At 68.9% G+C, this 11,793-nt stretch carries 10 protein-coding genes; 3 read left to right on the forward strand and 7 right to left on the reverse strand.

Annotated elements, in window-relative coordinates; all coding sequences use genetic code 11:
* Positions 1-840: 840 nt before the first annotated feature.
* The 3 genes from N869_RS18885 to N869_RS17355 are packed head-to-tail and all read right to left on the reverse strand — an operon-like array spanning position 841 to position 3,246.
* Positions 841-2,103, reverse strand: a complete 1,263-nt coding sequence (locus N869_RS18885) for a DUF7224 domain-containing protein (RefSeq protein WP_456297587.1) — start codon at positions 2,101-2,103, stop codon at positions 841-843.
* Complete coding sequence (locus N869_RS08850; RefSeq protein WP_332248764.1) at positions 2,100-2,987, reverse strand: ATP-binding cassette domain-containing protein; 888 nt, start codon at positions 2,985-2,987, stop codon at positions 2,100-2,102. Before N869_RS08850 ends, N869_RS18885 begins: the two co-directional genes overlap by 4 nt.
* The gene (locus tag N869_RS17355) at positions 2,923-3,246 is read right to left on the reverse strand and encodes a hypothetical protein (protein ID WP_156968457.1); all 324 of its coding nucleotides are present in this window, start codon (positions 3,244-3,246) and stop codon (positions 2,923-2,925) included. Before N869_RS17355 ends, N869_RS08850 begins: the two co-directional genes overlap by 65 nt.
* 238 nt (positions 3,247-3,484) lie before the next feature.
* Between N869_RS17355 and N869_RS16955 the strand changes: the two genes are divergently transcribed.
* The 3 genes from N869_RS16955 (at position 3,485) to N869_RS17745 (ending at position 4,981) form a co-directional block, all read left to right on the forward strand.
* Positions 3,485-4,296 (forward strand): IS5 family transposase gene (locus tag N869_RS16955; protein ID WP_408606349.1). Its coding sequence is split into 2 segments (ribosomal slippage): positions 3,485-3,836 and positions 3,836-4,296, totalling 813 coding nucleotides; the frame shifts between segments, so codons are not numbered across the junction.
* A 157-nt stretch (positions 4,297-4,453) separates the two neighbouring features.
* A complete protein-coding gene (locus tag N869_RS17740) occupies positions 4,454-4,621 on the forward strand; it encodes a helix-turn-helix domain-containing protein (RefSeq protein ID WP_198026011.1) in 168 nt (55 codons plus the stop codon).
* A gap of 33 nt (positions 4,622-4,654) precedes the next feature.
* Complete coding sequence (locus tag N869_RS17745) at positions 4,655-4,981, forward strand: hypothetical protein (protein WP_198026012.1); 327 nt, start codon at positions 4,655-4,657, stop codon at positions 4,979-4,981.
* A gap of 38 nt (positions 4,982-5,019) precedes the next feature.
* On the opposite strand, the gene N869_RS08870 is transcribed toward N869_RS17745, so the two are convergent.
* The 4 genes from N869_RS08870 to N869_RS08885 form a co-directional block, all read right to left on the reverse strand.
* Positions 5,020-7,518 (reverse strand): FAD-dependent oxidoreductase, encoded by a 2,499-nt coding sequence (locus tag N869_RS08870; protein WP_035060424.1) that lies wholly within the window; start codon positions 7,516-7,518, stop codon positions 5,020-5,022.
* Between the two features lie 408 nt (positions 7,519-7,926).
* Positions 7,927-9,372, reverse strand: a complete 1,446-nt coding sequence (locus N869_RS08875; protein WP_035060412.1) for a pectate lyase family protein — start codon at positions 9,370-9,372, stop codon at positions 7,927-7,929.
* A 203-nt stretch (positions 9,373-9,575) separates the two neighbouring features.
* Positions 9,576-10,583: an NAD-dependent epimerase/dehydratase family protein gene (locus tag N869_RS08880; RefSeq protein ID WP_035060415.1), complete on the reverse strand. Its 1,008-nt coding sequence runs from the start codon at positions 10,581-10,583 to the stop codon at positions 9,576-9,578.
* Positions 10,580-11,793, reverse strand: a 1,214-nt coding sequence (locus N869_RS08885; protein WP_035060418.1) for an AMP-binding protein, incomplete at its 5' end; no start/stop codon positions are given. The genes N869_RS08880 and N869_RS08885, both read right to left, overlap by 4 nt.

Genomic DNA, 11,793 nt, shown 5'->3' on the forward strand with positions numbered 1-11,793 from the left:
CACACATCCATAGTGAAGAGCCCACTTGACGGACATAGGAGGATCCCTAATCGCATACGAGCCCAGGCGCCCCCGGTTGATCCCGTTCTCCGTCCCGACGACCCGCAGGCCCCCGGGCCGTGGAAGCGGCACTCCCGAGCGACATCTGCCCCCCGCCACAACCTCACACCGCAATCAGCGCACAACGACGGTCAAACCGCCGTCGCGACGTCACTCGGTCACCGATGAAGGAACCGGGCTAACGTCTTGGTTGTCGGAGAACAAGAGCGGCAAATATGACTGCCACTACTGTCAACACCCACGCAATAGGTTGGCCCGCAGGCTGACGGGGAATATTCCACCAGAGCGGTTCTCCAGAGTCGTGGTAACCGACGGTTGTGATCACAGTGAAGTAGGCCAACGGGAGCACCCACACAAGATATCCACGTGCGCTCGACGCGCCCATCAAAGCCAGCGCAGACCAAAGAAGAACGGACCTACTGGTAGCCACCGCCGCCCCTGCCGAGCCCATACCAAATCCTGTGACTAACGAAGCCACTACGCCGGTCAGGAGCGTCACCACCACCGGGTGGAGCTTCCTGACCAGGGCGGGAGTCGGCGTGGCCAGAGCGTCCTCGTGATGCCCGCCTCGCGTAGGCCAGGTGGTCGCGACGAGAATACCCATCCCAGTGGTGACCGCGACACTCGAAGGTGTCGTGGTTGCACCGACCCATGAATCGATTCCGCCCGGACTCCGCGTACTAATCAACAGGAGGACGCTGAGGATTATGAGTCCCGCCAAGAACTCCCACCCGTGATGGGTACGCATGTACAGGGTGAGGCCAGCGGCACCTGAGCCCCTCATTCTCCCGAGCCATCGGTGACGCAAGGGATCTCCTCAATTCGCCGCAGGACGTCAGCTACCCACTCACGCTGAGACGCGACATCCAGTTCGAGAACTGCTGCAGCCTCGGCGGTATCCCCAAAGTTGCCGTGGTAATCCGCAGGTCGGCCGCCCTGGTAGGCCCGGGCAGTCAGCCAGTAGCTCAACTGAGTGTTGAGCACACGTCGCTGTTCCCAGTCCTCCTCCTCGACGGGCCAGCACCTCGTCTCCGCTGCTTGGTTGTTCAATACGGCAGAAGCGAAGCCCTCCGCGACGTGCCACAATCCAGCATCGGGCGCAATCCAGCTGAAGGTGTTCAGAGCTCCTGGGTCGGCACTCAGCCCCTCCTGAATGAACTCCTTCGGCACGGGGAGAATCCCGTCGGAACTCTCGGTGATTCTCTGGGCGAGGGGGACCAACATCGGCAAGTAGTTGGCATGCTCCGGCCAGACACAGACTTGTGGCTCTGAGCTCGAACACACCGGTGAGGCGACAGGGTCACGCGGCACCTGAACCGGGATGACCCCGGAAGCTCCGACTACTGCAAGTGCCGCCCCAGCCGCGGCGAGAACGGATGCCGTCTTCGACCACGTGAGCGCTCTGGATGATCCGGCCGTCATTACCATTGTTGGGATCCAGACCGCTGCTGCGATACTAAGTGCCATGGTCACCCCTGCAACAGTGAGGCGCCCCAAGTCCATCGTCTGGTCTGGCGGCCCTGCGAGCGGGATCCCGGCGTAGGCGGTTGTGATGAAGCCCGCGGTTGCTCCCGCGAGGGCACCGATCGGGACGGATGGAACTGCGAATCCAACTAGGTGGGCTGCACACAGCGCTGTGACCATGACGAAAGTAGCGAAGGCCATATATGGCAACCAGAGGTGCCCTGGAGGGGCGTGACCGCTGTTGTACACAGCGACAACGGCTAGCACACACACCATCGGAGCTAGGGATAGCGCTAGCCCAGCCGTGAGGTGGGCTGCCATGGCGGACCAAGTGCGTTTGCCCATCCGCATTGCTGCACGGGGGGCACGTTCGCGGCGGCGCGCGGCCTCCGCCCCGATAAGAGCCCCGAGCACGACAGCTGCGTAATCAGCGGGGGCGGTGGCGTTGGTGGTCGCTGCGGGCCATGAGCCAAGCCACATCAACGAACGTGACAACGATAGCCACGCCCACCCGATCGCGACCGGCGCAATCGCCCATAGGATCGCCGAGCGGCGAAGTTCCAGAGTCAGCGCAGTCATCGGTCCACCTCGACCTCGCCGACGAGGCTCAGATAGCCCGACTCGACAGAACCGTAGTTGGCAACGAGGTCAGCGACGGCACCCTGGTGCTGGACGACGCCACGGTTCAGCACGACCACATGCTGGGCAACATTTGCCACATCATCGGTGAGATGGGTACTGAGAAGTACGTGGGAGGCGGGCAATCGTGTGAGAACGCGGCGGAAATCGGCCCTCTGAGACGGGTCCAGGCCAACTGTCGGTTCGTCTAGCACGACCAGGGACGGGTCTCCGACGATGGCGCCGGCGATACCGGCGCGCTGCCGCATTCCGCCTGACAGCCGCCCCATCCGAGTGCTCCGATGATCGAGCAACGCCACTAGATCAAGAGCGCGATCCACTGCCCGTGTACGGCCCGTTGCCGACACCCCGCGCAACCACGCCAGATAGGTCACATACTCCTGCACCGTGAAGCGCGAGTCATAGCCAAAATCCTGCGGTAGGTAGCCGATCAACTGGCGAGCGCTGTGTCGCTGGGACGCGTTGTGTAGGACTCGGCCGTAAAGCACGATCTCACCACCGCGCACCGGCAGGTCGGTCACTAGAGTCCTCATTAGTGTGGACTTGCCAGCCCCGTTCGGGCCCAGCAGGGCGGTGATGCCCGGTTCCAAAGCAAGAGACACGTTGTCTAGGACGCAGCGCCGGCCGTACCCTTGCACTACTTTGCGGAGCTGCACATCCACAGCGGGCACTCCCTCTATCCTATTGTATGCGAATCGAACAGACGATTTGGGAACATGATGGTGGGGTGCGCCCGCGAGGCGTACCCCACCATCATGTTCAGCTGCCCAGGTAGTGCGCGGAAGCGCTCGTGACAGAGAATCGACACTGTTCCGACGACACACCGTTCCTGGTGGTTCCCTTGTTCAGGTAGGCCACTCGGCCGTTCCTGTCAACCTGTGCAGAGCAGTTTCCCTTGCTCTGGTAGTAGCCCGCAGACGAAACATCCCTACAGTTGAGCGAGAATGCTGTCGAGAACCACTGTGCGGTACAACCATTGACCGTGTTGCCGACGCCGGAAGCAGTTGCCATGGGGGCAACAGCAAGACCGAACGCCATCGCGATGGCACTCACCCACGCGACTCTCTTGACTGGGTTCTTCATCATACTTCTCCTGACTGGATTCGTGCTGGATTGCACTGGGTCAGGCGTCGCAGCCTTCGACAGACAGCTCCCTTGGCGTTGGCGTTTTGTCACACCAGGTCAGGGTCGAGTAGACCCCCGTGATGACTGCGCGATGATCTTAGCGGGCCAGATTGCGTGCAGTCCAGTAAGAACTCGTTTCAGAATGGTCGGCGTGTCTGGCGGGTTCGGCCGCTGGGGGTGGTGAAGGCTGCTGGTCGTGATCGAGGAACTCGTACCGGATGGTCTGTGGGAGCGGCTCGCGCCGCTGCTGCCAGCTGCCAAGCCGCGCCCGCGGCTGCACCACGGTCGTCACCGTCTGGATGATCGGGCGGCGTTGGCCGGGATCGTGTTCGTGCTCAAGCACGGGGTCGGCTGGGCGCATGTGCCGCGCCAGGCGCTCGGAGTCTCGGGGGTGACGTGCTGGCGGCGGCTGCGGGAGTGGACCGAAGCCGGCGTGTGGCCCCAGCTCCACGAGGCGCTGCTTGCTGAGCTTCGCGCGCAGGGGCTGCTGAACCTGGACGAGATGTCCGTGGACGGCTCGCACGTGCGGGCCCTCAAAGGGGGGCGCACGTCGGCCCATCCCCGGTCGACCGCGGCCGCGCTGGTAGCAAGCACCACCTGATCGTCGATGCCAACGGCGTCCCGCTGCAGGTCACGCTGACCGGCGGGAACCGCCACGACGTGACCCAGCTGCTGCCGCTGGTCGACACCCTGCCCCGGATCAGGGGCCTCGTCGGGCGGCCCAGGCAGAAGCCGAGGCACCTGTACGCCGATCGCGGCTACGACTTCGACAAGTACCGCCGCGAACTCCGCCGGCGCGGCATCACCTCCCACATCGCGCGACGCGGCGTGGCCCACGGTTCAGGTCTGGGCAAGAAGCGTTGGGTCGTCGAGCGCGGCTTCGCCTGGCTCCACCACTTCAAACGCCTGCGCACCCGCTACGAGATCCGCGACGACCTGCACCTCGGACTCCTCAAGCTCGCCTGCATCCTCATCTGCTACCGGAAGCTCCCCACCACCGCATTCTGAAACGAGTTCTAAGTAGCGCACACGGGTCGCCTACGGGCGAGCCACACCCGGCAGCGGAGAAGGGCTCCCACAGCGTGATGTCCGGCTAACCGCTGGTGGGCCGGCCGGCCGCGGCGGCACCCAGTCGGCGACAGCACGGCGCATCCTCGAGGCGGCGATGCCCCGGTTCTACGTCGAGGGCATCCGGGCAGTGAGCGCCGACGCGGTGATCGCCGCCGCCGGTGTCACCAAAGCCACCTTCTACCGACACTTCCCCACCAAGGACGACCTGGTGGTGGCCTACCTGAGGACTGTGGCCGCAGCCGAGCAGCACGCGGTCCGGTAATGGGTCGACGCACACGCGGACGACCCCCTGGCCGTGCTGGACGCGTACGCGACCCGCCTGGGCGAGGAGGTGTGCGGCCCGGCGTTCCGCGGGTGCCCGTTCCTCAACGCCGTCGCCGAGTACCCCGACCCCGAGCACCCCGCACGCGTGGTCACCGAGGAGCACCGGGCATGGCTCCGGGCGACCGCCACCGACCTGCTGCGACGCCTGGGCGCCCAGGACCCCGAAGGTGTGGCGGTGCAGCTGGTGATGCTGCGGGACGGGGCCATGGCCGCCGGCCCCGGGGTGACACCGCAGACCGTGGGCGCGGCGCTACGTGGCGCCGGTGCCGCGGTGCTCGCCGGCGCGGTCCCAGCATGACCGAGCGTCTGCGTGGAGCGACGGCCACCGAGTGAGGGTCAGATGAAGAACGCCCCGTTGGACTCATTGGCCTCACCGAGGAACGTGGCGACACCACCGAGCTCGACCCCGTCGATGAGGTCCTCCTGGGCGATCCCGAGCAGCTCCATGGTCATCGTGCACCCGACCAGGCGCACACCACCCTCCTGGGCCGAGGCGATGAGCGCGGGCAGGGACGCCACGTTGTTCTTGCGCATCACGGACTTGATCAGTGCGGGTCCTGCACCGGCCATGTTCATGGTCGACAACGGCAGACGCGAGGCCCCCGACGGCATCATCATGGCGAACATGCGGTGCATCAGCGGCCGCTTGCGGCGCGGTGGGTCCTGCCTGCGCAGCGAGTTCAGCCCCCAGAAGGTGAAGAACATCGACACCTCGTCGCCCATGGCGACCGCACCGTTGGCGAGGATGAACGCGGCCACGACCTTGTCCATGTCGCCGGAGAACACCACGAACGACTTCTTGTCCGTCAGTCGTGCCGCCGCCGGCGGTACCGGGCCGGCCGCGACGTCCCGCACGGGCCCTCCGGACCCGCCACCCTTGCGGACGCGGGCCGCGTAACCAGGGCCCTCCGGGGTGAGGGATACCAGGGTGTGACCGTTGCGGGTGGCCCAGGCGGGAGCGTCCAGGGCGAACCCCGGGTCCGAGACGTGGGCCACGACCTCGTCGCCCGGGGCCAGGCCGGCGACCGTCTGCTGCAGCTTCATGATCGGCCCCGGGCACGCCAGACCTGTGCAGTCCAGGTCGACGACGGTGCCCGCCCCCTCCGCGGGTGCGGGATCGGCGTGGTTCTCGGCGTAGCTGATCGCGGGGGTGGGGGCATCGAGCTCGCTGGGGGTCACGTGGTGGTGGGCGCGGAACGTCGCAGAACCACCGGACAGCGTCCGGACGTCGGCGAACCCGCGTTGCACCAGACTGCGGTAGGCCAGGTACGACCGGAACCCCACGGCGCAGTACAGCCTGATGGGCGTGTCACGGTCCCACTGCTCGGCGGCTGCGCGCAGGTCCTTCAGGGGCACGTTCTCGGCACCGGGGATGTGCCACACGTCGTACTCGTCCGGGCCGCGCACGTCGATGATGCGGGCCCCGTCGACGGCGTCGGGGTAGTCCGGGGCGTGCCACAGCTGCAGGTCACCGGCCAGGACGTTGCTCGCGACGAACCCGATCATGTTCACGGGGTCCTTGGCGGAGCCGAACGGTGGCGCGTAGGCGAGCTCGAGGTCCTGCAGGGCGGTGACCGTCATCCCTGCGCGCATGGCGGTGGCCAGGACGTCCAGGCGCTTGTCGACGCCGTCGAACCCGGCGATCTGCGCGCCGAGGATCTGCCCGGTCCCGGGGGCGAACAGGACCTTGAGGTGCATCATCGACGTGCCCGGGTAGTAGCCGGCGTGGCCGTGCGGGTGGGTGTGGGCGACGTGGTGGTCGATGCCCGCCTCGCGGAGCTGCTTCTCGGTGGCACCGGTGCCACCGGCGACCATGTCGAACACCTTGACCACGGACGTGGCCTGCACGTCGCTGAACGTGGTGTCACGCCCGCAGATGTTGTCGGCAGCCACCCGACCCTGCCGGTTCGCCGGACCCGCCAAGGGGATCAGCCACGTGCCGGGCAGGGCCGCGTGCTCGACCTCCACGGCGTCACCGGCGGCGTAGATCGACGGGTCGGAGGTGCGCAGGCGGGCGTCGACCTTGATGCCTCCTCGCGGTCCGAGCTCCAGGCCGGCGTCGACGGCGAGCGCCGTGGCGGGACGCACCCCTGCGGCCAGGACGACCAGGTCCGTCTCGACGACGGTGTGGTTCTTCAGCTCCACGCGCAGGCGCCGTTCACGGCCCGTGGTGAACGCGGCGGCTGCGGTGCCCAGGTGCAGTGCCACGCCGTGGGCGCGCAGGTGGTTCTCGACGGTCGTGGTCATCTCACGGTCCAGCGCGGGCAGGACCTGGTCGGTCATCTCGACGACCTCGACGGCCACACCGCGGGCGTGGAGGTTCTCTGCCATCTCCAGCCCGATGTACCCGGCGCCGATAACGACGGCGTGACGGGCCGGGGGACCGTCCGTCACGCCGTCGACGTCGGCCTTGATGCGGTCCATGTCCCCGATGCGGCGCAGCACGTGCACCCCGGGCAGGTCGATGCCGGGCAGCGGTGGCCGGACAGGCTCGGCGCCGGGCGTCAGGGCGAGGGTGTCGTACGGCTCGTCGTACTCCCGCCCGGTGGCCAGGTCGCGTGCGCGGACGGTCTTCGCCTCACGGTCGATCGCTAGGACCTCCACACCGGTGCGCACGTCCAGGTCGAGGGACTCGGCGAGGCTCTGCGGGGTCTGCAGCAGGAGTCGTGAGCGGTCGGCGATGACCTCACCCACGTGATACGGCAGGCCGCAGTTCGCGAACGACACGTGGGCACCGCGCTCGAGCACCACGATCTGCGCGTGCTCGTCCAGGCGACGGGCCCTGGCCGCGATGGACATCCCGGCAGCGACCCCACCGACGACGACGAGCTTCATGACCACTCCCGATCCCGACCGACATGACACTGGTCAAACCTATACCCGTACGGGTACCACGACGGTCTGGGAAGCCTTCGGGTTGGGCGAGCGTGCGTCGGCCGGGCCAGGGGTGCCCGAGCCGGCGTCGACCCAAACTCGACCAGGCGCGAGACCGCCCGCACCGCGTAGGGATGGATAACGCACCGTCGTATCCATCCCTACGGCATGGACAGCTGCCACTGATCTCCCGGCGGCGCCCCTCCGCCACACGTCTCCCTGCAGAAGAAAATCAGCCCGCGCCTTGCGGCAACGGGCTGATCGTGATCAGCCAAGGCTAGCGGGGCCCCCGTCACCCAGGCACGCGTCAGGCCGGCACCGGAGGGGGCGTGGGTGCCGGCCTGACGTCTGTGGAGCCCGGTCGAAGGGTTACCGGGCCCCGGCCCCGCCCTGCACGATCGACTTCACCTGGCTGGCGTTGTCGAGGGTGTAGGAGTACGGGATCGCCCGGACGGAACCGGTCTGCTGACCGCTGCCCGAGCCGACGAAGTGGTTGTTGCGGGCGACGAGCGTGCCCGGCCCGGAGGCCGCCTGGCCCAGGACGAACGGGTTGCGGGTGTTCTCGAAGTAGTTGCCCTCCACGAGCACGCCGGCCTCCTCGGTCGAGGCGATCCCGTAGGACCCGACGTTGCTGTACAGGTTGTTGAACACGTGCACGGGGTTGCCGAACCGCACCCGTGGGTTGCGCTGGTTGGTGCCGTCGAACCAGTTGTGGTGGTAGGTGACGCGCAGCTTGCCGCGGTCCTGGGAGCCGTTGTCGTCCGAGTGCCCGACGAGGCTGTTCTTGTCGTTGCCCCGGAAGTGGTTCCAGGAGACCGTCACGTAGTCCGCGGCCCGCTTGATGTCCACGGACCCGTCGTAGCCCGAGCCGAACGTGTTGCGCGTGATGAGGATCCGCTCAGAGGTCTCGATGTTGATGGCGTCGTCGTCCCACCGGTCGAACGTGAGGTTGCGGACGATGACGTTCTGCGACTGGCGGATGTTCAACCCGCAGCCCGTGATGCGCGCCCCGGACGCCCCCTCGATCGTCTTGTTGGACCCGATCCGGATCATGCCCGAGCAGCTGATGGTGCCCTGCACCCGGATCACCGCCGCGCTGGTGCCCGACGCCGCCGACTCCAGTGCCGACGCCGACGTCACCGTGGTGACCGAGGCACTTCCCCCACCGGTGGTGCCGCCACCCTGGGCGGCCCACCCGACCGCGCCGGTCTGGGTGGCCGGCGGGGTGGTTCCCCCACCGGGCGGGGTCGAACCGTTACCGCTGCCGACACGCACGAGCTCCCACTGCTGGTTGTACTGGTTGCGGTTCTCCAGCTGGGTGACGGTCGCGCCGTCGGCGGTGGACCGGTCGGTGACGGTGACGGCCTTGGTGCTGTGCCGGGCGATCAGTCGGACCCGGTCGCCCTCGGAGTCGACCAGCCGGAACTGCTGGTTGTGACCGTCGTGGCCCGCGAACTGGCGGATCGACGCCCCGTCGGCCGTGGACCGCTCCCACACGTCCAGGACCTTGCCCGAGTGCCGGTTCCGCAGCTGGTACCAGCCGGACCCGACGTCCACGAACCGCCACTGCTGCCACTCGCCGTCGTTGCGGGTCCACTGCTGGATGACGCCACCGTCCGAGGTGGAGAAGTCCCGGATCTCCATGGCCTTGCCGCTCTGCCGGTTCACCAGCACGTACCACGCACCCGTGTCGACGGTGGCCGCCTGGGCGGGCAGGGCGAGAGCGACCAGCGCCACCACCCCGGTCACGAACGCCGTGAGCGCCGCGACCACCGAGGTCCGCACCCGCCCTGGTCGTCTGCCGTCTCGGATCATCGATGATCTCCGTCCTGGTGCGCCTGTGACCCCGCGCCCACCGCCGTCGGTGACGCAGGCTGAACGGCGCAGGTCGTCCCGGCAGGACGCACCTCACGCCTGACCGCGACGCTAGACAAATCGGACACCGAACGGAACCTCGCGACGGGACGCGAAACGTTTCACCTCGCGGACGCCTCGTGCAGGTGTCGTGAAGGTGCAGGTCAGCCCGCTGCCGACGCCAGGCGGGCCAGACCCTCCTCAATGGTCACGCTGGGTGACCATCGAAGGTCGTCGCGGGTACGGCGCTGGTCGAACCAGTGCGCGGTCGACAGTTGCTCGGCCAGGAACCGCGTCATCGGCGGCTCCCCATCACCCCCCACGGCCTCGCCCAGGGCCTCCCGCACGGCGTCCACCGACCACAGCTGCTCGACGAGGCTCCCGGCCAGGCGCGCCACCGCACCCGGCACCCGCACCCGTGGTTCCGGCACCCCGAACGCCCGGCACATGCCCGCGAGCATCTCTGCGACCGTCCGGGGCTCGCCGTTCGTCACGACGTACGCCTGGCCGCGCACCGTGCCGTCCTGGTCCCCCAGTCGACCCAGCGCCGCGACGATCGCACCGGCCGCGTTGTCCACGTAGGTGGTGTCGATCAGCGCCGCGCCGTGCCCCAGCAGCGGCAAACGGCCCGCGCGTGCCCGCTCGACCACCCGCTCCACCAACTGCGTGTCGCCCGGCCCCCACACCACGTGCGGGCGCACCGCCACCACACCCAGGTCGGGCCCGTCGGCCGCGAGCGCGAGCAGCTCGGACGCGGCCTTGGTGCGTGCGTAGTGCCCGCGTGCGCGCTCGGGGTCGGCGGGTTCGGCGTCCGCGCCGACGATCGACGTCCCGGTGTGGGCCACCGACGGGGACGAGACCTGCACGAACCGGGTCGCCCCGTGGCGTCGGGCGGCGTCCAGGAGGTTGCGGGTGCCGTCGACGTTCACGGCGACGAACTCACCCGGCTCACCGCTCAACGACACCTTTGCGGCGAGGTGCACGACGGCCTCGACCCCGGCGACCGCCTGGTCCACGGCGGTGGGGTCGGTGACCGAGCCGCGGGCCTCCTGCGCACCGGGCAGCCCGCAGGGCCCGCGCTGGAAGGTACGCACCTGGTGGCCGGCGTCCAGCAGGGCCTGGGCGACCGCACCGCCGAGCATGCCGCTGGCGCCGGTGACGAGGACGGTCATGGGGTGGTCATCCTCCCGCCGGCCAGCACCTGCCCCGCCCAGCGGGACAGCCGCGACCGGTCGATCTTGGAGTTGTGGCGTACGTCCGTGGGCAGCTGGGGGACCTCCAGCACGGCCACCACCCGGGGGTCGACGGCGCTGCGCACCTGGGCGGTGAGGTCGGGGGCGGCGAGGCGGGGCCGGGAGGTGGTGGTCTCGGCGACGACCACGACCTGCTGGGCGCCGCGCGGGCCCACGCCCACGACGGCGGCACGTCCGACGCCGGGCACGGACTCGGCCCGCTGCTCGGGCGCGACGGGGGTCAGGGGCCCGTCGGGGGTGTGCAGCACGTGGGTGAGGCGTCCCTCGACCCACAGCCGGCCCTGGTCGTCCAGGTGGCCGACGTCACCGGTGCGGTGCCACCGGGGCCCGTCCAGGCCCAGGCGGCTGGTGCGGTCGGTCCACCACAGCCGGTCGTAGTGGTCCTTCAGGTGCGGGGCGTGGACGACGATCTCGCCGGTGACACCGGGGGTGGTCGCCGGTTCACCGGTGGCGTCCCCCGCGTCGTCCAGGGCGCTGACCCGGACCTGCACCCCGGGGGCGGGCCACCCGACGCACACCCCGCCGGCCGGGTCGTCGGACGCCGCCTGGCGGATCTGGTCCAGGGTGATGTCCGTCATGAGCAGACCCTCGGTCATCCCGTAGGGGGTGTGGGGGGTCGCGTGCGGCATCAGCATGCCCGCGGCTGCCAGCAGGTGCTCGGGCACGGGCGCCCCGGCGGACAGGAACGTGCGGATCCGGCCCAGGGCGTGGTCGTCGGCGTCGCCGAGCCCGGTGGCGGTCGCGACGACGTTGCTGAGGGCCGCGGGCGACAGGAACATGACGGTGGCCTCGACCGACGCCGCAGCGGCGGCGACCGCCCGTGCCGTGAGGGTGCGGGGTGAGGTGACGTCCATGTCCGGGGTGACGGACCGGGTGCCGAGCGCGGGGCCGAGCAGCGCGAACGGCGCGAACCCGGCGACCAGGCCCGTGCCGGGCCCGATGTCGTACTTCTGCGACAGCACGTCGCGGGCGGCGGCCAGCTGCTCGTGGGTGTAGACCACGCCCTTGGCCGGGCCGGTGGAGCCCGAGGTGAACAGGACGGCCGCGACGTCGCCGGGGCCGGGTTCGGGCGGGGCGGGCGCGTCGGCGCCCAGGTCGGCTAGGCCGACGAGGTCGTGCTCGACCCCCA

This window comes from Cellulomonas bogoriensis 69B4 = DSM 16987, assembly GCF_000767165.1.
GTDB lineage: Bacteria > Actinomycetota > Actinomycetes > Actinomycetales > Cellulomonadaceae > Actinotalea > Actinotalea bogoriensis.